The 22,991-nt window shown below is 36.8% G+C and carries 27 protein-coding genes and 1 pseudogene; 1 reads left to right on the top strand and 27 read right to left on the bottom strand.

The features are described 5' to 3' along the window. Positions 1-5: 5 nt before the first annotated feature. The 8 genes from HND50_17525 to HND50_17490 all read right to left on the bottom strand — a co-directional run bounded on the left by HND50_17525 (position 6) and on the right by HND50_17490 (position 5,557). Entirely contained in the window at positions 6-884 is an 879-nt protein-coding gene (locus HND50_17525; protein ID NOG47045.1) for a hypothetical protein, read from the bottom strand. Beyond that, on the bottom strand, positions 884-1,264 hold the full coding sequence (locus HND50_17520; GenBank protein NOG47044.1) for a hypothetical protein: 381 nt from the start codon (positions 1,262-1,264) through the stop codon (positions 884-886). Before HND50_17520 ends, HND50_17525 begins: the two co-directional genes overlap by 1 nt. Beyond that, positions 1,264-1,635 carry a heavy-metal-associated domain-containing protein gene (locus HND50_17515; GenBank protein ID NOG47043.1) on the bottom strand — a complete coding sequence of 124 codons (372 nt, stop codon included), beginning with the start codon at positions 1,633-1,635 and terminating at the stop codon, positions 1,264-1,266. The genes HND50_17520 and HND50_17515 overlap by 1 nt, the downstream gene beginning before the upstream one ends. Positions 1,636-1,654: 19 nt before the next feature. After that, positions 1,655-2,443: a hypothetical protein gene (locus tag HND50_17510; GenBank protein ID NOG47042.1), complete on the bottom strand. Its 789-nt coding sequence runs from the start codon at positions 2,441-2,443 to the stop codon at positions 1,655-1,657. Next, complete coding sequence (locus HND50_17505) at positions 2,430-2,759, bottom strand: heavy-metal-associated domain-containing protein (GenBank protein ID NOG47041.1); 330 nt, start codon at positions 2,757-2,759, stop codon at positions 2,430-2,432. The genes HND50_17510 and HND50_17505 overlap by 14 nt, the downstream gene beginning before the upstream one ends. A gap of 48 nt (positions 2,760-2,807) precedes the next feature. Then, positions 2,808-4,448, bottom strand: a complete 1,641-nt coding sequence (merA, locus tag HND50_17500) for a mercury(II) reductase (GenBank protein NOG47040.1) — start codon at positions 4,446-4,448, stop codon at positions 2,808-2,810. Position 4,449: 1 nt separating this feature from the next. Then, positions 4,450-5,094 carry a hypothetical protein gene (locus HND50_17495; protein ID NOG47039.1) on the bottom strand — a complete coding sequence of 215 codons (645 nt, stop codon included), beginning with the start codon at positions 5,092-5,094 and terminating at the stop codon, positions 4,450-4,452. Positions 5,095-5,167: 73 nt separating this feature from the next. Beyond that, positions 5,168-5,557, bottom strand: coding sequence for a heavy metal-responsive transcriptional regulator (locus HND50_17490; GenBank protein NOG47038.1), 390 nt, complete (start codon positions 5,555-5,557; stop codon positions 5,168-5,170). 163 nt (positions 5,558-5,720) lie between these two features. On the opposite strand from HND50_17490, the gene HND50_17485 reads away from it, so the two are divergent. Continuing rightward, positions 5,721-6,035, top strand: a complete 315-nt coding sequence (locus HND50_17485) for an alkylmercury lyase (protein NOG47037.1) — start codon at positions 5,721-5,723, stop codon at positions 6,033-6,035. A gap of 7 nt (positions 6,036-6,042) precedes the next feature. Here the strand turns inward: HND50_17485 and HND50_17480 are convergent, their stop codons facing one another. The 19 genes and pseudogenes from HND50_17480 to HND50_17390 all read right to left on the bottom strand — a co-directional run bounded on the left by HND50_17480 (position 6,043) and on the right by HND50_17390 (position 22,987). Next, positions 6,043-7,386 (bottom strand): T9SS type A sorting domain-containing protein, encoded by a 1,344-nt coding sequence (locus HND50_17480; protein NOG47036.1) that lies wholly within the window; start codon positions 7,384-7,386, stop codon positions 6,043-6,045. A gap of 71 nt (positions 7,387-7,457) precedes the next feature. Continuing rightward, the gene (locus tag HND50_17475; protein NOG47035.1) at positions 7,458-8,837 is read right to left on the bottom strand and encodes a T9SS type A sorting domain-containing protein; all 1,380 of its coding nucleotides are present in this window, start codon (positions 8,835-8,837) and stop codon (positions 7,458-7,460) included. Between the two features lie 36 nt (positions 8,838-8,873). Next, positions 8,874-9,509 (bottom strand): annotated as a pseudogene (locus HND50_17470) (hypothetical protein). Between the two features lie 391 nt (positions 9,510-9,900). Next, positions 9,901-10,569, bottom strand: coding sequence for an ABC transporter ATP-binding protein (locus tag HND50_17465; protein NOG47034.1), 669 nt, complete (start codon positions 10,567-10,569; stop codon positions 9,901-9,903). Between the two features lie 34 nt (positions 10,570-10,603). Further along, on the bottom strand, positions 10,604-11,761 hold the full coding sequence (locus HND50_17460; GenBank protein ID NOG47033.1) for an ABC transporter permease: 1,158 nt from the start codon (positions 11,759-11,761) through the stop codon (positions 10,604-10,606). Positions 11,762-11,771: 10 nt separating this feature from the next. Continuing rightward, positions 11,772-12,476 (bottom strand): DUF2318 domain-containing protein, encoded by a 705-nt coding sequence (locus HND50_17455; GenBank protein ID NOG47032.1) that lies wholly within the window; start codon positions 12,474-12,476, stop codon positions 11,772-11,774. A 10-nt stretch (positions 12,477-12,486) separates the two neighbouring features. Beyond that, on the bottom strand, positions 12,487-13,404 hold the full coding sequence (locus tag HND50_17450) for a hypothetical protein (protein NOG47031.1): 918 nt from the start codon (positions 13,402-13,404) through the stop codon (positions 12,487-12,489). Between the two features lie 2 nt (positions 13,405-13,406). Continuing rightward, the gene (locus HND50_17445) at positions 13,407-15,674 is read right to left on the bottom strand and encodes a heme lyase CcmF/NrfE family subunit (GenBank protein ID NOG47030.1); all 2,268 of its coding nucleotides are present in this window, start codon (positions 15,672-15,674) and stop codon (positions 13,407-13,409) included. A gap of 29 nt (positions 15,675-15,703) precedes the next feature. Next, positions 15,704-16,276 (bottom strand): hypothetical protein, encoded by a 573-nt coding sequence (locus HND50_17440; GenBank protein NOG47029.1) that lies wholly within the window; start codon positions 16,274-16,276, stop codon positions 15,704-15,706. Positions 16,277-16,543: 267 nt separating this feature from the next. Then, positions 16,544-16,966, bottom strand: coding sequence for a hypothetical protein (locus HND50_17435; GenBank protein ID NOG47028.1), 423 nt, complete (start codon positions 16,964-16,966; stop codon positions 16,544-16,546). A gap of 121 nt (positions 16,967-17,087) precedes the next feature. Continuing rightward, positions 17,088-17,474: a DUF302 domain-containing protein gene (locus HND50_17430; GenBank protein ID NOG47027.1), complete on the bottom strand. Its 387-nt coding sequence runs from the start codon at positions 17,472-17,474 to the stop codon at positions 17,088-17,090. Positions 17,475-17,487: 13 nt separating this feature from the next. Continuing rightward, entirely contained in the window at positions 17,488-17,766 is a 279-nt protein-coding gene (locus tag HND50_17425; protein ID NOG47026.1) for a cytochrome c, read from the bottom strand. A 21-nt stretch (positions 17,767-17,787) separates the two neighbouring features. Continuing rightward, positions 17,788-18,957 (bottom strand): hypothetical protein, encoded by a 1,170-nt coding sequence (locus tag HND50_17420; GenBank protein NOG47025.1) that lies wholly within the window; start codon positions 18,955-18,957, stop codon positions 17,788-17,790. Positions 18,958-18,971: 14 nt separating this feature from the next. Further along, on the bottom strand, positions 18,972-19,400 hold the full coding sequence (locus tag HND50_17415) for a cytochrome c (GenBank protein NOG47024.1): 429 nt from the start codon (positions 19,398-19,400) through the stop codon (positions 18,972-18,974). A 28-nt stretch (positions 19,401-19,428) separates the two neighbouring features. After that, the gene (locus tag HND50_17410; GenBank protein ID NOG47023.1) at positions 19,429-20,004 is read right to left on the bottom strand and encodes a GNAT family N-acetyltransferase; all 576 of its coding nucleotides are present in this window, start codon (positions 20,002-20,004) and stop codon (positions 19,429-19,431) included. Between the two features lie 15 nt (positions 20,005-20,019). Then, positions 20,020-21,156 (bottom strand): hypothetical protein, encoded by a 1,137-nt coding sequence (locus HND50_17405; GenBank protein ID NOG47022.1) that lies wholly within the window; start codon positions 21,154-21,156, stop codon positions 20,020-20,022. 41 nt (positions 21,157-21,197) lie between these two features. Continuing rightward, positions 21,198-21,983 (bottom strand): hypothetical protein, encoded by a 786-nt coding sequence (locus HND50_17400; GenBank protein ID NOG47021.1) that lies wholly within the window; start codon positions 21,981-21,983, stop codon positions 21,198-21,200. Positions 21,984-21,985: 2 nt separating this feature from the next. After that, positions 21,986-22,516: a hypothetical protein gene (locus tag HND50_17395; protein NOG47020.1), complete on the bottom strand. Its 531-nt coding sequence runs from the start codon at positions 22,514-22,516 to the stop codon at positions 21,986-21,988. 129 nt (positions 22,517-22,645) lie between these two features. Next, a complete protein-coding gene (locus HND50_17390) occupies positions 22,646-22,987 on the bottom strand; it encodes a P-II family nitrogen regulator (GenBank protein ID NOG47019.1) in 342 nt (113 codons plus the stop codon). Positions 22,988-22,991: the final 4 nt, after the last annotated feature.

The raw sequence follows: 22,991 nt of genomic DNA, 5'->3' as shown, positions 1-22,991 counted from the left end.
TTTTTTTATATGTCAAAAAGGAAGCGAAATCCAAATGACGCTTTCCAGTCTTCTACTAACTGAAAGCTATCCCAACTATTAATTATTGGATATTGAAAAGATGATTCAACCAGCCAGCGGGAGCCAACGACAAATTGTAAACCCGGGGACAAAAAAAGAGAGCTCCCGCCCGTGTCGTTTATAGCATTACCAGAGACTTCATCTTTATATTTTATTAATCCATTCAGTTCAAGAAATATATTTACTTGGTCCATGGGATATTGGTTATAAATTCGTGGCAAGAGCCGATATCCAAAAGCCAGGTTATAAAAAAATGTATCCCCAAATTCACGGCTCTTATAAGAGCCCGTTAAAGCGTATTTAGCTTCAAGGTAGATCCCAACCCGGTGTTTGATCCAACCGGCAATAGTAGAAAAGACAATATCCGTTGAACCGCTTCCCAAAGCTGGCTGTAATGTGGCATCCCCATTGGCAAATTTTATGTTTGTCTTTGCTGCAATCCTGAAAGTTTCATTCTTGGCATCCTTTTGAAACAATAGATATTTTACAAATATTTGACCGTCACCCATGCCACTTGTTTTATTTTTGTTTCCATTTAGTTTTAAAGAAATATTCATATAAGGCAAAATGAACCCGGCCTGGAATTTATCATTAAATAGATTTACAGGAATGACCAATGGAACGACAATTGCTGTTACTTTAGGATAATTTTTGCTTTCGTCATCAACTGATTTATGGATAATTTTTGCAAAACTGCGCACTCCGCTCCCTTGCAAACCGAGCATTATAGGCGTTTCGGTATTAATGGGAGGTCCCTGGGTAAGTAAGTTTTGTGAAAAGAAAAAACAGATCATTATTAAAAACTGATTTACAGTTTTATTCATCAGCTATCCAGCCAGCGTAAAAGAGGCGTTAAAAAATAGGCAAAAAAGAGTCCGATGAAATAAATTATGATTGAGATGTAGAGCATCACTTTTGAAAAATTCCCTGCAACCTCACAACCATCACCACCGGTAATTGTGCAAGCTAATTTACTTTGGGGACGGAAAGTAAAAACAGCACTTATCAGAAGTAAAACACCTGCTATCAGGAAAACCCACTCTTTGTTTTGAGATAAGGGAATAAGCCACGGCAATGTACTTATTAATGATGTAACCGCAGTCCCACCTGCAATAGCTGCCAAAATCGCCGGGAGGGCGCAACATAATAATGTTCCGGTGGATGTGAACAGGGTAAAGAAACTGACAGCTTTTTCACGTAACATTATTTATCACCAGAGTTGTTTTTAATTTCATACTCTTTCCCATCAACAACGAGCTTGCGAAATGTAAACCCTGCTTCGGCTACTTTTTCCCGGATTTCCGTTTTACTGATTTGTTTGTCTTTTTTTAAAAAGATTTTAATCAAGCCTTCATTTATATTTATATCAAGTGTATCTATACTGTCCAGGGCTTTTAACTTTTTTTCCAGGCCATAAGCGCAAAATGGGCAGGATAAGCCATCCACTTCTATATGGATTTTCTCACCTTTAATAATGTCATTGTTTTTATCTTCAGCAAGAACAGAAACATTAACAATAGAAATCAATAAAAAGAGATAAATGTAATTATATTTTAGACTTATTAAATTATTCATAATTATGCCTCTTTTACACTTAATACAATGGGGGGAAATGAATTTCTAAACCAAGAATATATTCATTACCTGGTAATTTTTGTGAACCATTTAAACCATTCAGAATGGGAATTTTTATACCTGCCTTAAGCATAATATTACGGTAACTGAACAAAAGACCGGGGGCAATACTTATCAAATTTCCCCCACTATCAGGATTATTAACGCCGTTAAGACTGTTTTGGTCAATTATCTCACCAGTCAGTTCAATCAAGAAAACAGGATCCGGTTGCAAGTATTCCAGTAACCAGGGGCGTATCCCGTAAGCCACATCATATTTGAACACATGCCCTCGTTCCAGGTTATCAATAGGTCTATTATAACGAAAACGGGCAGATGTAAAAAAATAATGGCGACGTGATTCATACCCAAATGAGAGCCCCGCAAAAAAATCAGTAGCATCAATACTGTTTTTACCTGTTGGTAACTGGATACCTGCATGAATAGCAGCCTGTTTACTGGCACCCTTCATATCATCACGGTAAAAACGAAACTTACTGCGCAGGGTCAATCTTCCCAAGCTGCCATTTTTATTATCATTGGTAAATTGATAAGGCAATGCAATAGTTACGGCCCAATCAGGTGTGAAGCCATAAAGCAGTTCAAGCTGGTTTACAAGTTCATCATCACTCTTTTCAAATTCTGTCTCAATGGCATATCCTGCTTCATAGATAGTATGTGGCCCCAGGCCAAACAAAGGCTCATGGGCGAACAACGCGCCGGATAATACGATCACAATTAGAATGGTGAATATTTTATTTCTGTTCATCCTGTTTTTCATCTTTTGCTTGCTTTTTGATTTCAAAATTGGTTTTCTTAAGGGCTTCTTCAATTTTTACTGCATTTGTTACTTTAGGATCAAACTCCACCACGGCAAGATTTTCTTTACGTTTTACATCATAACCTGTTACCCCATTAACTGCCTTCAATGTTTCCTGAACATGCTCAACACATCCTTCGCAGGTCATTCCGTTAACCGTAAAAGTAATCTCGTATGATGTTTTAGCTTTCTTGTTTTCATCCTGGGCAAAAAGGTTTGCGGCTATTAATACCAGGTTGATAATTATAATTTTGAATATCTTCATTCTATGCCCTTTCTTTGTTTTAATTCTTATCGGTGATTTATGTGCCTGCTATGTGGCACAACAGCTCAATTCTTCTACACTTTTACTAAAGGTGATGGCCGCCAGCTTTATTCCTTCGCCTAAAATAAGGTAAGGATGAAACATTTCTATAATCTGTTCTGTGGTGATACCAAACTTTATGACCATGGCCACTTCCATCAAAAGTTCCGAACCTTCCGGTGCAAGTATGCGGGCGCCAATCAGTTTATCTGTATTTTTATCACGTATCAATTTTATAAAACCACGAGTATCTTTAGCGGCAATAGCACGCGGTACATGGCTCAAAAGTAAAACAGCCGTATCAGCCTCAATGCCTTTTTCGGCTGCCTGGTTTTCATCCAGACCAACACCGGCTACTTGCGGATCAGTAAAAACAACCCAGGGAAGGGCAGTATAATCGCGTTCCTTCTGAACAGGGTTAAACATATTGTTTGCCGCCAGCTTACCTTCATAAGCAGCAGTATAAACAAACATGTTCTCGCCTAATACATCACCTGCAGAATAAATAGTTGATACAGATGTTTGCAGGTTATCGTTTACCTTTACAAAACCAGAAGAGTTCAATTCAACTCCAATTTCTTGTAAACCCATGTTGCTTGTGTTCGCCTGACGCCCTGTAGCAACGATCATTTTTTCCGCTTCAAAATGACGTGTTTCACCATTTATAAGTGATTCAACACTAATCTGTCCATCTTTTTTATTCACGCTCACTAAATTATTACCGGCTACAACAGTTATACCTTCCTCTTCAAAATAGCCAGTGAGCTCATCAGTTAAATCTGCCGTCTCTGTGGGCAAGATACGATCCGAACGCTGAAGAATGGTTACTTTACTTCCTAATCGTGAAAACATCTGGGCTATTTCCAAAGCAATATAACGCCCACCTAAAACAATGACAGACTTTGGCAATTCTTCCAGTTCAAAGGCTTCTTCATTGGTTAAGAACGGTACATCATTCAACCCGGGAATATTTGGGATGAGCGGCCTGGCGCCTGTGGCAAGCAAAATATGGCTACCGGATATCGTTTTGCCATTTACCTCTACAGTTGTGGGTGAAGTGATTTTAGCCCGGCCTTCAATCTTCCGGAAATTTTCCATATCCTTGATGACATTTATATATTTTTGCTGGCGCAGATCAAGGACAAGATCACTTTTTTGTTTGATTAAATCCTTAAAGCTTGTCAGACGTCCACTACTTTCAACACCCGAAAACGGATTATGATTGGCTTTATGCATGGCTTCGGCAGCTCTGATTAGGTTTTTCGAAGGTACACAGCCCACATTTACGCAGGTCCCACCAATGGGCAGCCCACCATTGATCATGGTTACTTTTGCTCCATGCTTACGGGCTTGAATAGTTGCAGCAAAAGCTGCTGAGCCACCACCAATTATAATCAGGTGATTTTCGTTTCCAAAGTTTTCCTGCAACTCTGAAGAACCAGTTACTTTATAATGACCAAGGCCATTTACTAGATTGGTAATATCTTCGCTGCTTATTTTATTTTCATCAAAAGAGATCTGACCGCCCGCTTCCTTGTAGCTGACACTTTTTTCAATGATACCATCCGCATCCAGCTTTTTTTCAATGCTCGTCGCACAATGGTCGCAGGTCATACCTTTTATATCGAGTTGCAAGGTTTTAATTTTCATTTCATTCCTCGTTTAATTTTTTATCAACGGGTGTTGATGGATAACCGGCATTGGTCGTCGCTTCAATCATTTTTTCTAAACTGACTATAGCCGGGTTATAAATTACGACCGCTTTTTTATCTTCCAATGTTGCCTTGGCCGAGACAACGCCATTCAGCCTTTTCAAACTTTTTTGAACAGTGAACGGGCAGGCCGGGCAATTCATCCCGGGGACATCCAAAGTAATTTGCTTTAAATCCGCCAGTTGTTCACTAAGTCTATCTGCCTTAGCATTTTCACTGGAAACCAATTCTTCCGCGATATAGGGATTTGCCAGCAACCCTAAAACAAAAACAGTGCTAATCCATAAAGTAATTTTATTGATTTTATCCGACTTGGGATTGGCGCAATAGCTGCCCGGTTCGCAGATTTCAGCCTTGGGCTTGTAGATTTTATAAAAAGCATAACCCAAAACGCCAAATGTAAGTGCCTTTAAATAAGGCCGAAATGGTTCAAGTGCTGTAAGATTTCCCACCCATGCGCCGCCAACACCAAGGCCAAGTAATACCAATGGGCCAACACAACAAACAGATGCCGCTAAAGCCGCTATAATAACACCAGCAATAGTACGCCTTTCTTTTTTAGTTGGATCAATAGCTGCCTTCATAAAACTCTTTAAAACCTCTTGTTAAATAATCTTATCTTAATTAGATGCGCTGAAGTGTGATTTAGGGCTTCAATTAGTTTTCCAAAACGCGTAAAATAGGACAGGAATCTGTTGATTTGTCTGGGGAACATTGATCAATAAGCTCTTTTAATACTTTTTTAATCCTTGTTAACTCATTTAGCTTTTCTTCTACGATTTTTAGTTTTCCCCTGGCCAGCTCATGAACAGGTTCGCATGGCTGATCTGTCTCAATCCGCAAAGTTAGAAGTTCCCGGATATCATTCAGGGTAAAACCGATTTTCTTTGCTTTTTTGATAAAAAGAAAACGTTTTAAATCTTCATCGCTAAAAATGCGGTACCCCGATTCTGAGCGTTCAACATTTTCGATTAACTCCATTTTTTCATAATAACGAATTGTATCAATTGAAAACCCTGTTTCTTTAGATATGTCTCGAATATTCATCTTTTATCCATTTTTCTATTAATATATTTGACTGGAGTATAGTCCAGTCAATTATTTTTACACTGGTATAAACATTTAAGGACTTAAGATAAAAACTGTCTTTTTAACATTATTATTCTTTATGACAATTTCATGTAACAAAGAAAACAGTCAGGAGCTAACAATGAACATTGAATTATACTATTTTGAAGGATGCCCTTCTTATGTTGAAACCGGTGACAATTTAAAAAATGCTTTGAAAGACCTTGGATTTGATTCCAGCTACAACATCATTGAAGTATTGGATGCGGACGATGCTGTTAAAAAAAAGTTCTTGGGCTCACCCACTATCCGCGTGAATGGAATTGATTTTGAAGAAAAAGATGGTAATTACATTTTTGGCTGCAGGATTTTCTCAATTGACGGGAAAATGACAGGCACTCCAACCAAAGCCTTTATTAAGGAAAAATTCTCTGTTCTGTTAAAATATCCAAAGTAACAATATGTTATTTGAGCAAAAGCATTTTTCGACTTTGCGAAAAACCATTAGACGTAATTAACCTGTAGAAATATACCCCACTTGGTAAACCTGCTCCATCAAATAATACCGACTGTTCCCCAGCATTTTGTTGTTGATTAACCAGTGTTTTTATTAAACGCCCAGAAACATCATAGATTTTTAAGGAAACAAAACTATTTTGTGCTAAGTGATAATTTATTTTAGTAGATGGATTAAAGGGGTTGGGAAAGTTTTGACCAAGTTTATATTCTTTGGGGTTATGGTCTTTTTTTTTAATTGATGTTATAAGATTATATGAATATAATCCCTTTTTTGTACCAACGAATAACTTTTGGGTTGTTGAATCAATAAATAAATTTGCGTTTTTTCCTTGAACACCAGAGCTAAAGTTCAAATCCAAATATTGAGACCCCTCCATTAATGTCCACAACTCCGCTCTGTTAATTGTTATATAAACACCGAGTTTTGTTGACATATATAGCACATTTGGGTCTTGCGGATCAATTATGCTGAACCAATATTTCCAACCAGATGGAAGGCCGTTGTTTGCATTGATCCAACTTCCCCCCCCATCTTCTGAGCGAAGTGGAAAAGCGAAGACATATATTAAATCACTTTGACTCCAATCAACAATAATTTTATCCGATGAAACAGAGCCTGCCATAAAATTCCAATTGGCCCCTTGATTGTTGCTTATATAAAACCAGTGTTCTCCAAATTTATCATCTATTGCTGCATACATCTTCGTGCTGTCCACAGGATCATAAGCAAAAACTAGAGTTGAGCCATGACTTGACGAGGGAAAACCACCATTGATATATTCCCAATTTATGCCATTATTATTAGAACGATATAGATAATCAATGGTTGCCCCGCTCCGCGTTTGAATTATCCCAAAAAGAGTGTTTTTGTTATGCGGTGAAACATAAATATCCGTTACCTCTGTATTTTGGGGCCAAGGTTCTTGGTCAGGGTAAATTACTGTCCATGCTTTACCAGCATCTGTACTTACTACACCCCGACCCTTTTTTGTACGGGCATAAATTATTAAACCATTATAGGGGTTCACCTGAATTAACTTTAACCAACCACTTATTAGTGTATCTGTATCTGAAACCTTGTTCCAGGTATCGCCTGCTGTAAAGCTATAATGAACCTCGCTTTTAAATGTTGAATCAATTGTACTAACCCATATTGTATCACCATTGACATAAACATGCTCAATTGAAAAATCCCCAAACCCAACAAGCCGCCAGTTTTCTTGTGCAGTCAAAAATGAATTAAAAAGTAGAACAGTAATTATCGTTAAAAACAGTTTTAAAACAATCATATCGTCATTTTTTGTAATTAAAGGCGTCCCTCTTTTCAATAATATAATTAGTTTCAGGGGGATACGCAGTGCTATTTAACCAGTACTATCTTTTTCTTATCTGTAAAAAGCCCGGCTTTTATTCTATAAATATACGAACCGCTGGGCAAATGTTTTGCATTAAACTCAACCGTATAGCGTCCGCTTTCCTGAAATCGATTGACCAATAGCGCCACTTCCATGCCAAGCATATTATAAACAACCAGGTTTACAAAAGTGTTTTCAGGTAGGTCATAACTTATCTTTGTGGATGGGTTAAATGGGTTGGGATAAGCCTGTTTTAGATTAAATTCTTTGGGAATAGTATTGTCGTTTTCACTAACAAGTGGATCCACCCCTGATTTATTAAGACCGCTGTATTGTGTACACTTTTGCCATGCTTGAGCTGATTCACGGCCGGTAATATTAAAAGCAGATACTTTATAACAGGCATATGGGGCAAATTTTCCGCTACCTATTATAACACCGCCATCTTCAAAAGAAGTGGTGTTTCTGTCAAGCGTTATAAGCAAGTTATAAGCCCCGCCATCGAGTGACCTATAAAGTTTATAACCATCCAATCCAGTGTCGGTGCTCGCATTCCAGCTAATAATTGGATTCTCGGTAGGATTGCCCGAAACTGATACTCCCGTTGGTGTCGTGATGGTTGGCAAAACATCAAAAATGTAAAAACCTTTATTAAAGCTTCCGGCATAAACTATACCGGGCCGATTAGGATCTGGGTAAACTCCATAAACTCCTTGATACCAAGGGCTTCCAGTGCTTATGCTTTTCCGGAAAAAATAATCTGAACCACCAACGACACTTAATGTGGGATAATCATCATAATAACCGATTTCTTGGGGGCTTTCGGGGTCGTAAATATCAACCACTCGCATGCCTTGAGCATAGTGTGCAATATATAGACAATTACCTTTTGCATACATTTGATGAACGCTGCTTGGAACCATAGTATTGTTTATGCTAGTTAGGTCTGTTACCCCAGCGGCTTGCCCCTGAGGTGCATAGTGTCCGCTTTTTAAGGCACTGGAAGTTCCAAGCTGTGATGTTTTCCAGGTACGCAGAAAATCGCCTTGGCGGTGGGCATCTTTTAAAACACCCGTAACATATAGATTAACATCTGTTGCAAGATTAACATTTTCATTATCCGGTGGCCAAACGCTTAATTCATCTGTTGTGAAAACATAAGCACCGTCATCGGTTGGCCAAGCACTATGGGTGTTTCTGAAATCGAAGGATGCATCTGTTGAGTTGGTTTTATCTGCGTCTGCTTTATCAGCATCATATAAATGTTGCGTTATTGTATAACTAAAGCCCATACCAGACATATCTAAGCTAATTACCTGTAAGCCATCCCGCTTGCAAGACGCATAAATTGTAGAGGTTGCAGAACCCGTACTTTTTACATACATTTCATGTACACCCCAGCTTTTTAAATTGTTTGTGGGGGTTGTAATTACGCCCTTGTAGGAAGGGTTTGTGGGGCTAGCGTTTAAATCATAAACGGGTAGTTTGTCTTTTTGAGAGGCAATATATAAATATCCACCCGCTATTGTTAGCGTATGGGCTTCCCAGGCAACAGATGTCGGAAATTCAGGAGATGGAAACGGATTTTCAATCCTACCAACAAAAACAACATCAAGGCTCCCTTCTGGATCAATAATCTTCTCTCCGCCCGATGGGATATTCTCTTCTTTGACGGCTTCATTAAGGTTAATTATTAATATATAATTTTCTTCTGATGTTGAATGAATTGCCAGGTAGGCATATGTTTGACCACTGGAAGTAAATGTTTCTACATCAACCGCATGTATTTCTCCGGGGGAAGCACGGTTTATGTGAACAACCTCGTCCGGCGATGTTGTGTTGTCAGTGTTTACAATACTTAGCCCACCATTTAATGTAATTAACGCATAGTGTGTTTGCCCGTTCTTCCAACCCCAAACATCCGCAACACTACCACGACTATAATCCGTAACACATTTAAGTGTTATGTTGCTACTCCATGTTTGTCCAACTCCCTGGCCACTAACAATACCAATGCTACCAATAACAAATATGAAAAAAAAACAATCTAAGCTTATTCATAAAAACCTCCTTGGGTTTGTTATGTTGAGTGAATAAAATAGATTTGAATTGTCCAGATGAAAAACGGGGTGGTTTATGTGAGGTGTAAAAGAGTAGGAAGTAATTTTCTTTTGAGGAGTGGCCACGTTTTTTCTCCGTGTTCTCAGAGACAAGCCCCCCTCGGTCATGTATCAGAAACTTTTCTTTTTTATGAAACAGTTTGTGAAAATTTTAACACGTATAATAATTACGTTATATTTTGGTTGCGCATAATATATGTAGATATTTTCAAAAAGCAAGGCAAAATTATTTTCTCCGGTTAATCAATTCAACAAAAATATACCTTGTTGGATATTTCACGTTCTTTAAGATTAGTATATTTCCGCCAAATAGAAATACAATTGTGTATCAATTTATTAGAGCCCCGTCAACCAACTGAATATTGCGTGTTGCGAATTGTAAATTCTGCTCATCGTGAGTTACCATGATAATTGTTTGTCCTTGTTCATTCAATTGTTTGAATAATTTCATTATAACATTTGTTGTGCCAGAATCCAGATTACCCGTCGGCTCATCAGCAAGGATTATTGGTGGCTCATTAACCAAAGCCCTTGCAATAGCAACCCGTTCCTGCTCACCGCCGCTTAGCTCATTTGGTAGTCTTTTAGCTTTGTTATCCAGACCTACTTTTCTTAACATTAACATGGCCATGGCCTTTTTTTGAGATGGTTTTATATCGCTGATCGCTAAGGGGATCATAACATTTTCGAGTACAGTTAAGTAAGGCAGAAGATGAAAAGATTGAAATACAAAACCTATATACTCTTTACGAAAATCAGCGCGCTGTTCTTTTGATAAATCATATATATCTATTTCGTCTATTACCACAGTTCCCTTTGCCGGTTTACTCAATCCTCCTAAAAGAGTTAAGAGTGTGCTTTTTCCAGAGCCAGACGCCCCGGTTACAGACACAAATTCCCCAAGGTCAATTTTCATGGAAATATTATTAACTGCTTTGACAATTTCATTACCGCTTTGATATGTTTTTTTAAGATTCTTTATTTGTATTAAGCTCATGTTTATTTCCTGAATCACATTTCTGTTTTTTTAGTTATATCGACTGCAGAGCAATAGTTGGATCAAGCCTCGAAGCTTTAATCGATGGATAAAGACTTGCACCGATTCCGATAAAAGTTGATATCAGCAAAGAGAGAGCAATCATATTAAAATTTATCGATATGCTGACAGAATCTGCTCCTATCATTGGGGCGGCAAATATTGAAATCAGTAAACCAAAAAAGTAACCGAAAACCCCCGCGATACTACTAAGCAGTAGAGCTTCCTGCAGTATAATCTGGATTATATGTGATCGCCGATATCCAATTGCCCTGAAAATACCGATTTCCCTTTTACGCTCATTTACCGATGCACTCATAGTTGTAAAAACAATAAGTCCTGCTACCAGAAGGATTACAATTGAAATACCCATTGAAAAATTCTCAAATTGATTAATTGATTTCATTTTTGTTTTAATAGTTTGCTGAATAGCAGTTACCTTTGCCCCTGGCAACTGCTCTGATGTTTGAGCGACTATTTCCTCAATCGGGCAATCATAACATAATGCGGCAACTTCAATAAGGCTTATGGCGGATTCCTTTTTAAACAATTGTTGTGCTCGATTAAGGTCGATTAAAACGAGCTGATCATCCTGAGAACCGCTTTCTTCAAGGATACCTTTTATTTTAAAAGGTTCGCCATTTATTAAGATGGCCTGGTCAAGACCGAGATTTAGTTTCTTTTTAACTTCTGCTCCAATCAAAGCTTCGTCTTTTTCTCTGGGAGCTTTCCCAATTATTGACCACCATTTTTTTAATGCCAGTTCCTGCTCAAAATCAACACCAACCACCATTACCTTTTTTTGTTGAATGTCTGTTACATTAAGCAGCTTGGGAGAGATAATCTTAATATTATCTTTGTTTTTTATTTGTTTAATTTTAGAAATATCAACTTGTTGCAGTGGTTTTACATCAAATGACACTCCTGATACAGTCATTCCTCCATATGAAAGAGAGAGTTCATCCGATAGTGGAACGATTAAAATATTCGCGCCATATTCATCAAGCTTATTGGCAATATCACTGTTCATCGTTTGAGAAATATTCAATAATATTACAACTGTGCTTACAGCAATAAGCAGCCCCACTAATAGAAAAAACATACGTGCTTTACGGCGCCAAAGACTGTTGAGCGAAATGTTATATAACTTCATTTTTCACCCCTCATATTCTTCGCCGCCAATTGGCAACAAGAGATTCGTCTATTTGGATTTCGTTTCCAACAACTATACTGGGCAACGCATCCGGTGGATATTTCTGACATGAACCTTCAAGACCATTTAAGTTGTCCAGCTCCCAGGTTGTACCGCATGAATTACAGACCAGTTGGTCACCACGAATATGAAATGTTGTTGAATTACATGGTTCACACATGCTTACAGCAGTAACTACTTTTCCTTCTTCTGATATGTAAGCCAGAAGTGGTGTGTTTAAATTATTTGATGAATAATTAAATTTTAAGAACTTTTCTTTTTTTAAAGCATCAAATGGGATGACAATTTTTCCATCCCGAACTGTTGCCTTAGTTGCTGACATTCGCTTTGGTAAATTTGGATATTTAAATTCAGCTACTACAACCGGCTGCTTTTCAATAACCGGATTGGCTAATGCAGGCAGACTATCATAAAAAGCCGCAAAACCCATTAGTGCTAAAACAGAAATAATAGAATAAACCGTTTTTTTATTACCAGGCTTGGTATTGTTCTTAGACAATACTTTTTGCCGTTTTAATGAAAAATTTGGTTTATTGACTGATCTGTTTTTTTTATCTTCTTCAGATTTATTTTCTTTAATCTCATTTCCGCAATTATTACAAAACTTTGCGTTTTCAGTAAGCTGCTTACCGCAGTAGGTGCAAAAATATGCCATGTTACTCTCCTTATCTAATTCTTGCTCCATATTGTGCTTCCACAAGTTGGATTATGTTTTCTTTTGTATATTTTTCTTCCTGGATTTTTTGATCAATATATTTTTTAACTTCTATTGCACCACCAGGATGATTACAACTGCAATCTTTTAGCTCGTCAATCTGACATTGTCCACATGTACAGGCAAAGCTTGATATAATGGCTTGGCGATCAGCGAAAGATGCCACTTTCATTTCATTTTTCTGGGCCATAATATCTAAACCCGGTGTTAAAAGTGTTTTTTGGTTTGAGCCTAATTTAAACTTTCCCGGGCCATATTGAGCTGCAAATTCCGGTTTTATCCAGCCGTATTTAGAATTGACAGACTTGATTATTGTTTCTTGATCCATTTTATTTTGCAGACCGTTGCGAATAAATTGTCTTTCTGTTTGAGCAACTTCACATGTGCAGGTATTTAAAGGTTGTTCACCGCAGGTGCCGCAAGAACAAATAAATTTAGAGGCGATATCCATTGCCGCAGTTTCCATTACAGGATCAGCAAGTTTTTGCTCAACAATTCGTGATGTTTGCACAGTTCTCTGAGCAGTTTGAGGTTGATTATCATTGAAAGCCAGGAAATAAGCAGCAATTGCTACCACCGCTATTAATACAATTTTTAACGGTTGAGATGACTGTTTTGTCTGAACTTGTTTTTTTCCCCTTGCTTCTCTATTCTGTTGCTTTTGTTTTAACTTTTTGGGAATCTCTTTTTGTTTAAACTTCTCACCACATTTAAAACAAAATTTTGAATCATCATTATTTGGAAAATCGCAATTTTCACATTTCTTTTTATCCTCACCCAGAAGTAGCTCATTACCGCATTCATCACAAAATTTTGCATCTATTCTATTTCGAGCATTGCAGCTTTGGCATATTTTATTCTCTTCCATAATTATTGTCCCCCACTAGGTATTGTGGTTTTTAAATCTAAAGTACGCCTCTTCATTGCTAGTATTGTTCCTAATGTAAGTAGTATAGTTCCAATCCAAAGCATACTCATAAAAGGTTTATTGCTAACTTCAACAACAATCTGACTTGACTTTTCCTTAACCGGTTTTTCTTCATTAAGGCCTTCAAAAGAAAGTTGTATATTTTTTGTATCAGGATTCATACCACTTAATGATATTTGGGCTTTTGAATTCTGATTTTTAATAAAAGGAAGATGGGCCGGCTCATTAATTTTTTCTTGCCCTTTTAAAACGATTGCCGGCTTTACTTCGAATGTTTCATTGTCTTTACTAAATTGAAGAACCGCAGCTACTTTGAAGTCTCCTTCTATTTGTTCATGGTTGTCCATATCAAAGCTGCTAAACTGGACATCATAACCTGCGAATTGCTTTTTTTCGCCTTTCTTCATTGTAAGTGTATTTTCTTTCCCTGCTTCCGTTTTATCCATTACTTGTAAAGGAGCGATGTACAAATCACTTAAGAAATTTTCTTCAACATGGGGTTCACGCATTTCACTTTTAGTGTAGCTATTTTGATACAAACGCGGATTTGCCGTAAATTTTGAATTGCCGTTCTTCACTTCAATTAACACACCATTTTTTCCATCCGGACCATTGTATTTTCCCTTGTAAAGCAAATCATAGCCTAGAACATTATTAGCTGTGTTTTCAGTTAAAACTACTCTTTCGGATTTATCAAAGACTCCGGAAATAATAATTCCTACTAACATTAAAGCAACACCAACATGTGCAAGAGGCGCAACAATCAATTTCCAACCATATTTTATATTTTGAATCAGAACCATCATATTACTGGAAAAAGCAAACACGGCTGATATAAGAAATATAGTATTCAATATACTCACCATACCAAAGCTAATTGCTACAACTGCACTGAGACCGGCAATTATAACAGATACAGAAAGCTTAGAAATAACTGTTTTTAGTTCTTCAGTCTTCCATAATAATACAGGGGCTATGCCTAAAGAGAGTGACATCAAAATCCCAATTGGTAAATTAATTCTATTATAAAAAGAAATATTAACCTGGGCTGGTTTTCCAAGTAATTCAGTAATTAAGGGTGAGGAAGTACCCAAAAGAATAAAAAATGCACTGGTAACAATGATCAAAACAGCAATTACCAGGATGTTTTCTTTTGTAAGACTGTCAAAAGATATCCCTACAAAGGGAATTTCATTTTTTCTTTGGTACAGTAATGCAAATCCCACTAATAAAGAAGCAAGTATATAAAGTGTCAAAATGCCATTAATACCTAAATCTTGAAAAGAGTGTACAGAAAAATCGGCAAGGACCCCGCTTCGTGTTAAAAACGTTGCATAAAGAACAAGGGCAAAACTTAATATTGCCAAAGCAAAGTTAGTTTTTTGAAAACCTTCCCTAAAACGACTGACCAGCAAACCGTGAAAAAGAGCCAATACCACAAGCCAGGCAATTAGTGATGAATTCTCAACAGGATCCCATCCCCAATATCCACCCCAGCCTAAAACTTTATATGCCCAATAACCACCAATTATTATGCCTGCCCCCATCGTAATTGACGCAAATAACGTCCATGGAAAAGCAATTTTAATCCATTCTTTAAAATCACGATTTAGTAAAGCAGCTATGGCAATCGCGAATGGAACTGTTGTAGCCGCATACCCCAGGAATAAAATTGGAGGGTGAATAACCATCCATGGATTTTGCAATAAAGGATTCAGTCCTGCGCCTTCTGGAGGAATACTGCCAGACAGGGCAAATGGATTTGCTTTAATCAGCAATAGAAGAAATGCGCCCTGAACGATATTTACTGTCAACATCGAAATGGATTCAAGCTTTTCAGCATATCGAACGAAAATTACACCCATCAGAGCGATCATTAAAGCCCAAAACAAAAAGGATCCCTCTTGCCCTGCCCAGAATGCAGAAAACAAGTAACCTGTCCCTAGGTCACTCGATGTATATCTATAAATATAATCTACCTGGAATTGGTGAGTAAAAATCAAGTACCACAAATAGAAAGAAGCAACACTTATCCATGCTGTCATTGCATAAAACCCAAAGCGGGCGTGCTTAATATTGTGATTGAAATTGTTATCTTTTTGCTTATTCGATTTATGGTTTCTATCCGTTTTATGTGCCTGGTAATAAAACCATGAAGAGTAGATAATCGAAATCAGTGCTACATAGATACTTAGGTTTCCAAATTTCATATATTGTCCTTTCAGTCAATAAAGCTATATTAATAAGTTGTTTTTTCTTGTTGAATAGTAGACCATACAACTTCCCCGCTACTTGTTTTAATCAGGCTGAGGCTCAATTCTATTTTGTCTTTTTGTTTAGCAATATATCCTGTTATAAAACCCTGTACTCCAATTAGGCTACCAATTTTTACCGCCTTTGTACTATCTATTGTGCCGGTCAGCGTAAGACTTTGTTCAGATAATAATTCATCAAGATGTTCTCGTGACACAACTTTGATTGAAGTATTATTTACAAGACTGTTTATAATTTTCTGGCGAACATTTTCACTGTCTAAACCAGATCCTTGTGATTTAATATCCCAAACAGCTATAAATTCAATTGACTTTTTTTCAGATTTAGAAAGGTCTTTAATTGCATTATCTATAAGCTGATCGATCAACCCTGATTCGTTCAATTGCTCCGATTTAGCTATTTCAGAACCAGTTAACCGACCTAATTTATGAATACCCATCATACAACTTGTAAGAATGGATAACCCGATTAGCAAAATAGAAAGCCGAATTACATTATTTAATTGTTTTAACGGAGGGGAAGGATATGTTAGTTTCATAGGGTAAAGTTTCTATTTATAATGTGTTTAAAAATATTATCCTGTTTCAGGCTTTTTAATCTCTTTTACAAATTAAGTGCCAGTTTTCACAAATATTAGTTGTGCTTATTTTATAGGGTTCATCATGAGATACAGGAGGGATACAATTGTGAAATAGAAGATTATTCTACAAGGAGTTGGAGAATATCCTACAAATGAAATTTATTGATCAAACAGATTGTTTGGATGGTTGGCTTTAGTAATTCATTCATGCTCGAATTAAAAGTTTTAAGGAATGTATTTATCTTTAAAGTGGGGCTTTATTAAACCATATTCTCTGTTTAGAGCTACGATTATACTATCAGGATGCTCTTTTTTTATTAATTTTTCCCTTATAAACTGCCGTTCACGAATTGCTACATCACATTTACATATATCGAGGGATTTTTTTTTGCACTCTCCGCATGAACAAACAAACTTTGTTGCAATTTCCAATACATTTGTTTCCAATTTATGATCGTTGCTTTTATTTTCAACCAAGGTTTGTAAACTATGTATGCGTTCGCTTTTTGCAATATCACCATAAATAATATAAAGGAAAGCCGCAGCTAATATTCCGGCAGCTATTAAAATTTGATTCAAAGTGGGACCTGAATATTTTTTTCTTTTATTTGTAGGATAATTTCGTTTTTTCCTTTTAGTTTTTGCCATAGTTATTGTCCTCCTATCATCTTTTATCAAATACGATTTTGTATTGGGCTTTAATCATAATGAAATTCGGGAGTCGCCATATTCGTTTATAATGTTGACTCCCAAAATCAATTCACTTTCATTACAACTCTTCAATCACTTCAGATAATAAGTTTCCTATTTCCAATGCTATTTCTTCAAGTTCCGGATTTTCAACTGCCATCATTGACGCCATTGGATCTACTGCAGAAACTTCAACCTCACCATCACCGATTTCCTGAACAATTACATTACAAGGCAGCATTGTGCCTATTTTATTCTCTCCTTGTAATGCTTTATATGCAAATGGTGGATTACATGCACCAAGAATAATGTATTTATTAAAATCTACATCCAGCTTTTTCTTTAATGTTGCCTGAACATCAATTTCTGTTAAAATACCAAACCCTCGTTGTTGCAAAAGATTAGTTACCTTTTCAATTGCCTCATTATAGGAATATGCTACTGTTTTTGAAAAATAATAACTCATGTAAATTCCTTATTTAGTTTGCCATTTTTAAGAATTCAACAACTTTTTCCGTTTCAACTGCAGTTAAGCTTGCCCGTACCCGCATATGCATAGCAATTGTTTCCCATTGAACATCACTAAATGCTGTTGGTGACGGCCCATTATGGCAGCGAACACAATTCTCTCCCCATAATAGCGCACCTGGTTTTTGTTGGGTTCCTTTGGGTGCAGTTGTACAGCTTTCGCTTATAAATAGAATGGAAAGCATTAAAAACCCAGAAATTCCGAATAATCTTATACCTTTTAATTTCATGATGATCTCCTTTTAAATGTGTTAGAATCCAAACGACCAATGCAGCAAGATAGCATCGCTGGATGCATGAGCATCTGCTGCTTCATCGCCATGTCCGCCTTCTGATTCTTCAGTTTGATATGAGAGTTTTATAACTGTTCTCCAATCAAGCCAATAATTAATCCCAAATGCATATTGTGTTTCATGTCCTTCCCATAAAGCGCCTTCCGGGAAATCCAGTGAAGAGTAGCGTCCAACAAACTCAAGATCCTCAAAAAATGAAAGTCCGATATTGGCTGGGCGATATGATAGCTGCACATAATACGCTTGGCTTAAGTTATCAAAACGATAAGAACTGGAATCCTCTCCATTAAGGTAATTTGCCTGGTCAACATCTACACCATTAAACTGCCCTTTAATATCCACAAATCCTTTTAAAAAATTAATCTTATTTACATAAGAAAAATCAAATGCGTATAAAAGAGCACCTATATCTTCAAAGTCAGAATCATGATTGCCAACTTTTGCATATTGTCCGGAGATCCCGATCTCGATGCTTGAATTGCTTAAAGGCAAAATACCCAGTCTTCCTCCGATGGCCTTATTAGGATTATTATCATCTGAATTATCATAATTTAACATTCCTGCTTCCTCAGCTTCGAGCTCAGGATCTGTTCCATCGTTCAGTCCCGGGCCGTTTGAAACATATACAGAATAATTAATTTTTCCTGTTCCTAAATCAGAGCCTCCACGTAATTCTATTCCTAAATCACGGGCAGGACCTACACTTTCATGTCCAAATCCCAAAGGATTTGATGGTAGACGGTTGATCCACCTCGGATGCAGCCGTTCGGCAAATGTACCAAATGGCATTAAAAATTTACCTAATCGGATCGTAGCATAATCATTAAGTATATATGACATGTTTGCATACTCTAGCGCGAGATGAGTTTCACCGTCTTCCAATTCCAGTTCCAATTCTGCTTCAAAAAGTAACCTGTCTGACTGCTGCCATAAAAAAATTGGATTAAAGCTTCCCCCAACAAAACTTGATTCATCATCAAGAACTTCAAGCCCTGAATGCGCATAGCCACGCAACAAAAACCGGCTATCCCCAGGCTGGACCCTGTCTATCTTTTTTTTGAGATCGTCTGTGTTCTGACCCCAAATGGATGTAATAATTATTAAACATAATAGAATAACTTTCTTCATATTTGCTCCTATTCTTAGTTGTCCTCTGCTAAATGTCGAATATAATTAACCAGCTGCCAGCGTTGCTCTTCAGTTAAAGATTCTTGATAGGCTGCCATTGGTGGTTTACCGTTTGTTAACTTCCAGAAAATGGCCCCATCGCTTTGTTTTTGAACTCTGTCGAGTTTAAAGTTTGCCGGACGTGGTTTTAGGGCTATACCAGCTATGCCGTCCCCAAGGCCATTTTCACCATGACAAATTGCGCATAACGTATTATATGTTTCTTTAGCTTTTCCCCACGCGCTCTCATCCCCTTTTAGCGGATTAATAGTCTTATCCGCTTCTACAGGTGCAAGCCAGTCAGTATTTTCATTTTTCTTATTAACTGGATGCACCAAAAACGACATTAGATAGAACGTTGCTACAAACAACATCAGAATGTTGAATGAGGATTTAATTGACATATTTTCTCCTGTTTTATTAGTACTAATATTAATTATTTGGGTCTTGAGAAAGCTTACTATACATATCTATTGTTTGATGACTCCCCTTCCAAAAAGCAAAATCTCTTAACCTCCCTTCTTTTTTAAAGCCATTCTTTTCTAAAACCTGCCCAGAAGCGATATTTTTGGGATGAGATTCTGCTTCAACGCGGTGTATTTTTAATACGTTGAAACCAAATTGAAGAACTTCTCTTATTGCTTCTGTACAAATGCCCATGTTCCAATACTTTACATTTAGTGCAAATCCCACTTTACCAGTATGGAAAGGCTCAAAATGACTAAATCCGATATTTCCAATTATTTTTTTCTCATTTTTTATAGATATCCCCCATCGAATTCCAGTTCGATTTTCAAATGATTGTTTAAATAAATTAATTGCATCTAATGCGTGATTAATTGAAGTAAATGAATAACAATCATCATATTTAGTAACATAGTCATTGGAATAAATTTCGAATATATCTTTAACGTGATCTTCAGTGAGTTCAACAAGGTTTAGTCGCTTTGAGGATAATACCGGAACTTCATCCGGAAAAGTATATTCCTGATGATTAAGAGACATCATTAGTTCACATCTTTCTTAATGATCATGATTACCGTGATCTTCATTTTGTTCTTGAGATTGAATTTCAGAAGCCTCAATACTATCATCTTTTATATTGGTTGCAGAATCAATGGACTCGGTTTTTATATTTTTCAGTAATATTTTGCCTTTTCCAGAAAATATAAATCCTGTCTGACCAGAGGGTAAATCCTTACCATGTCCATGCAGCACTAACTCATCATTAACATATCCCCGGAAATGCCCTTTTGTACCTATCGCCTTCAAGCTGAACCATCCTTTTGTGGATATCAGAGCTTGATCAAAGAGCATTGTTTTACCATCGGTGCTTCGACCCAGGCGGATTTCTTTTCCATCAACATCCAAAAAATCGAACTGTGTATTACCGGTAACATGATGAACTAGGGAAAACCGGCCATTAAAAGCATCCAGGTTAATCTCAGCCATAAGGGCAATGTCAGAAAAACCTTGATCATATATATAGAAATAGGTTTCATTGTCTGACACAGTAATAGCCAATTGTTCTCCTTCATCTTCCAAGTTTAGGTTATTATTATTTCCTTTTATCAGAGTGAATTGCGAGTCAAGAACTACTGCTGCGTTGTTGTTCATTATCCATTCCCAGGATCCATTTTTTTTCTGAATCAAACCATTTTTTGGATGAATAGCTTTTTCGGTCATATTTAGTTTTGATAATATTTGTGTTCCCATTCCATATCGATAAACCAGTTCAGCGCCTTTATCTGCGGTTTGCATAACAAGGAAAAAACCGATTAAGCCAAAAAAAAACATTAAGACTGAAAGACTCCGATTCTTGTCTTTGCTAAACCTGAACATCAGAGTGCGAATAATTGCATAAACAATAAAAAACAGGACCGTATAGAAGGCTACGTTTGCGTGATTGCTTATTGCAGGATATACTTCATAATACCCTTCCGGTATAGTGAGTGAATCTGCTGCATATCTTCCACTAAAAAAAGAAGCGATTACTCCAACTGTGCCAAGAACATATAATATCGATACCCACTGTTTAATATGGTCTATCCTTTTTATTATTGATAATAGATCTAATGCTATGGCAAGTGTTATTAAAACAATTGGAAAGTGAATTATTAGAGGATGTATCCCAGGAGCCCATTCAGGTAATATTTGCATAAGTCTCTCATTTTTTAATTGTTATTATTTGATTATTAAAACTAAATAGTTACATCCATGCCTATTGAAAAGGCAAAATCAGGACTGCTTTCTCCAAATCCTTTGGATCCATAAAAAGAAATTCCCACATCCTTAGATATTAGCCTGAAATAGGCAACTGAGAATTGTCTGGGTGGATCAAGACCACTTATAATCCGTCCGTATTCCTGGTAATAAAAGGAGACTGAAGATTCACCGTTCTTAGCGTGTTTTGCTACTCCTATTCCATAAACAAAAGGATCATCATAACTAAACTGCCTAGGATCACCAAAAACAAGATATCCGGCATCAGCAAACAATTTATAGGTTCCATACATTTTTCTAAATGCTAAACCAATACCATAATCAAACTCTCCTGAACTAAATAATGTACTACCTGTTGAAGTCGGTATTTTTATTTGGCCGGTAACGAAAAATGAACGATACAAATTATATTCACTGTATAGATAAACATCCGAAACACCAGCCGTAATTGAATGATCGCTATCCATATGTGAATTACTGGTATTTGTTGTACCTAAAGTATCAAGATTGTCCCGCTGCATAGTAAAAGGGACCGTCATTGATATACTAAACTTGTCATTACTATAACGCCCTCCTAGATAAAGCGTATAATTATCCACACCACTCTCATAAATGTATTTACCAGTGCTATATGATAGAGACGTGTTTAGTGCCCATTTTTCTTTGGCATTTAAAATGCTTATTGGTAAAACTAAAATCAGTATAATCAGAAATCCAAGGCCCTTAATTGGGCCTGTGGATTGTCTCTGTTTAATAAAAACCATTCTTATTCTTCTTTGTTTTTTGGCGTTTGCAGATCATCTAGATTTTTAATCATCCCATCCATTGCATTCATCATGCTGCTCATATTATTATGCATATCTTCCATATGTTTTTTCATGTCTGGATCTTTCATCATATCTTCATCGGACATCATTTTTTGCATTTGCTCCATCATTTTTTGCATATCTTTAGTCATCTCATTCATATTCATTCCCATTCCCATCATGCTATTTTGCATTTCTCCAGACATCATGTTCTTCATTTTATGACCGTCTTCGCCATGCATTGATTTCATCATCTCATCCGTGTGAGAAACCATTTCGTTCATGTGCTTCATCATCTGGTCCATGTTCATTTGCATATGCTGCTGGTTCATATGCTGCATGCCTGAATTCTGCATGTTTTTCATATTGTCTTTCATGTTATGACCTTGTTTATCACCACCCATGTGCTGTGCGCTCGCATGGGAAACGACTAAGAAGAACGTTAATGTAAAGATGAAAATCACTTTGTATATTGAATTATTTTGTTTCATTTTATTTCTCCTGATTAGATTAATAGATATTATAGTTTTGTTTATCTCCTTTTTAAATAGATACTATTCGAATCTCTTATTATCACGTATCATGAATTTTGTAACATTTATTTAATATTTTATACCTGATCATAAGGCGTCCTCCCCAACAGACCCGGTGCGAATTTTAACAGCCATCTCAACTGGAGATACATAGATCATCCCATCACCTTTCATACTGCTATAGGCAACCTTTCTAATAGTCTCAACAATTTCATGCACATCTTCCGACTTACACACAGTTTCAACCTTTGCCAGGTCACAATATTTTTCTATTATTTTAATGGAAAACTTTGCCTCATTAGGATCAGCCATGTGCTCACCGATACCCATCACATCAATCAGTGTTATATCAGATACTCCAAGGTTTTCTAGAGCTTCAATTACTTCTTCCGCTTTTATTGAGCGGATAAATGCTTTTACTTCTTTCATCATC

The sequence above is a fragment of the Calditrichota bacterium genome (assembly GCA_013112635.1).
Lineage (GTDB): Bacteria > Calditrichota > Calditrichia > Calditrichales > J004 > JABFGF01.
Note: the sequence above shows the minus strand (reverse complement) of the source record. Positions and strands in the feature narration are given on the sequence as shown.

Excerpts from the sequence above, each read along its gene's own strand:
- HND50_17525 (NOG47045.1), bottom strand. The coding sequence starts at position 884 with ATGAATAAAACTGTAAATCAGTTTTTAATAATGATCTGTTTTTTCTTT.
- HND50_17520 (NOG47044.1), bottom strand. The coding sequence starts at position 1,264 with ATGTTACGTGAAAAAGCTGTCAGTTTCTTTACCCTGTTCACATCCACC.
- HND50_17515 (NOG47043.1), bottom strand. The coding sequence starts at position 1,635 with ATGAATAATTTAATAAGTCTAAAATATAATTACATTTATCTCTTTTTA.
- HND50_17510 (NOG47042.1), bottom strand. The coding sequence starts at position 2,443 with ATGAACAGAAATAAAATATTCACCATTCTAATTGTGATCGTATTATCC.
- HND50_17505 (NOG47041.1), bottom strand. The coding sequence starts at position 2,759 with ATGAAGATATTCAAAATTATAATTATCAACCTGGTATTAATAGCCGCA.
- merA (NOG47040.1), bottom strand. The coding sequence starts at position 4,448 with ATGAAAATTAAAACCTTGCAACTCGATATAAAAGGTATGACCTGCGAC.
- HND50_17495 (NOG47039.1), bottom strand. The coding sequence starts at position 5,094 with ATGAAGGCAGCTATTGATCCAACTAAAAAAGAAAGGCGTACTATTGCT.
- HND50_17490 (NOG47038.1), bottom strand. The coding sequence starts at position 5,557 with ATGAATATTCGAGACATATCTAAAGAAACAGGGTTTTCAATTGATACA.
- HND50_17485 (NOG47037.1), top strand. The coding sequence starts at position 5,721 with ATGAACATTGAATTATACTATTTTGAAGGATGCCCTTCTTATGTTGAA.
- HND50_17480 (NOG47036.1), bottom strand. The coding sequence starts at position 7,386 with ATGATTGTTTTAAAACTGTTTTTAACGATAATTACTGTTCTACTTTTT.
- HND50_17475 (NOG47035.1), bottom strand. The coding sequence starts at position 8,837 with ATGTATGTAAAAAGTACGGGTTCTGCAACCTCTACAATTTATGCGTCT.
- HND50_17465 (NOG47034.1), bottom strand. The coding sequence starts at position 10,569 with ATGAGCTTAATACAAATAAAGAATCTTAAAAAAACATATCAAAGCGGT.
- HND50_17460 (NOG47033.1), bottom strand. The coding sequence starts at position 11,761 with ATGAAGTTATATAACATTTCGCTCAACAGTCTTTGGCGCCGTAAAGCA.
- HND50_17455 (NOG47032.1), bottom strand. The coding sequence starts at position 12,476 with ATGGCATATTTTTGCACCTACTGCGGTAAGCAGCTTACTGAAAACGCA.
- HND50_17450 (NOG47031.1), bottom strand. The coding sequence starts at position 13,404 with ATGGAAGAGAATAAAATATGCCAAAGCTGCAATGCTCGAAATAGAATA.
- HND50_17445 (NOG47030.1), bottom strand. The coding sequence starts at position 15,674 with ATGAAATTTGGAAACCTAAGTATCTATGTAGCACTGATTTCGATTATC.
- HND50_17440 (NOG47029.1), bottom strand. The coding sequence starts at position 16,276 with ATGAAACTAACATATCCTTCCCCTCCGTTAAAACAATTAAATAATGTA.
- HND50_17435 (NOG47028.1), bottom strand. The coding sequence starts at position 16,966 with ATGGCAAAAACTAAAAGGAAAAAACGAAATTATCCTACAAATAAAAGA.
- HND50_17430 (NOG47027.1), bottom strand. The coding sequence starts at position 17,474 with ATGAGTTATTATTTTTCAAAAACAGTAGCATATTCCTATAATGAGGCA.
- HND50_17425 (NOG47026.1), bottom strand. The coding sequence starts at position 17,766 with ATGAAATTAAAAGGTATAAGATTATTCGGAATTTCTGGGTTTTTAATG.
- HND50_17420 (NOG47025.1), bottom strand. The coding sequence starts at position 18,957 with ATGAAGAAAGTTATTCTATTATGTTTAATAATTATTACATCCATTTGG.
- HND50_17415 (NOG47024.1), bottom strand. The coding sequence starts at position 19,400 with ATGTCAATTAAATCCTCATTCAACATTCTGATGTTGTTTGTAGCAACG.
- HND50_17410 (NOG47023.1), bottom strand. The coding sequence starts at position 20,004 with ATGATGTCTCTTAATCATCAGGAATATACTTTTCCGGATGAAGTTCCG.
- HND50_17405 (NOG47022.1), bottom strand. The coding sequence starts at position 21,156 with ATGCAAATATTACCTGAATGGGCTCCTGGGATACATCCTCTAATAATT.
- HND50_17400 (NOG47021.1), bottom strand. The coding sequence starts at position 21,983 with ATGGTTTTTATTAAACAGAGACAATCCACAGGCCCAATTAAGGGCCTT.
- HND50_17395 (NOG47020.1), bottom strand. The coding sequence starts at position 22,516 with ATGAAACAAAATAATTCAATATACAAAGTGATTTTCATCTTTACATTA.
- HND50_17390 (NOG47019.1), bottom strand. The coding sequence starts at position 22,987 with ATGAAAGAAGTAAAAGCATTTATCCGCTCAATAAAAGCGGAAGAAGTA.